This window comes from Moellerella wisconsensis ATCC 35017, from assembly GCF_001294465.1.
In the GTDB taxonomy this organism is placed as follows: Bacteria; Pseudomonadota; Gammaproteobacteria; order Enterobacterales; family Enterobacteriaceae; genus Moellerella; species Moellerella wisconsensis.
In genome coordinates, this window is record NZ_LGAA01000043.1 from 1 (window position 1) to 583 (window position 583).

General features: G+C 47.7%; 1 protein-coding gene and 1 pseudogene. Both read left to right on the forward strand.

Features of this window, described 5'->3' with window-relative positions; translation table 11 throughout:
• Positions 1–170 (forward strand): annotated as a pseudogene (adk, locus tag M992_RS14280) (adenylate kinase); the annotation flags it as partial.
• Positions 171–356: 186 nt separating this feature from the next.
• Positions 357–583 (forward strand): ferrochelatase (locus tag M992_RS14285; protein ID WP_187120220.1); only part of this gene is annotated, 227 nt, incomplete at its 3' end.

Consider the following 583-nt stretch of genomic DNA (forward strand, 5'->3'; position numbering starts at 1 on the left):
ATCAGGAAGAAACCGTACGTAAGCGCTTGGTTGAATATCATCAGCAGACTGCTCCGCTGATCGGTTACTACAGCGCAGAAGCCGCAAACGGCAAGACTAAGTACGTCAAATTAGACGGTACTCAGTCTGTTGCAGCCGTTCGTGCTGAGCTGGAAACTATCCTAGGCTAAGAAATAAGAACGATTTTAGGCGAGTTTGGCCTAGAAACGATGAAAGGCGGCTAATAAATAGCCGCCTTTTCTATATCCACCTTTTGATGGTGTTGACCAATAAGAGTAATTGGTTGGGATTTGCAGCATTTTGGTTACAATATCAAAACTCCCAATCTATCAAGATAATGCATAACCGAGGGCAGCATGAGGCAAGAAAAGTTCGGCGTACTGTTAGTTAATCTGGGCACGCCAGAGGCTCCAACCTCGTCAGCGGTTAAACGTTACCTAGCCGAGTTCCTCAGCGATAAACGCGTGGTCGATGTTTCTCGCCTGATCTGGTGGCCGGTTTTAAACGGTATCATTTTGCCGATCAGCTCTCCTCGCGTCGCCAAACTGTATCAATCCGTCTGGATGGATGAAGGCTCGCCGCT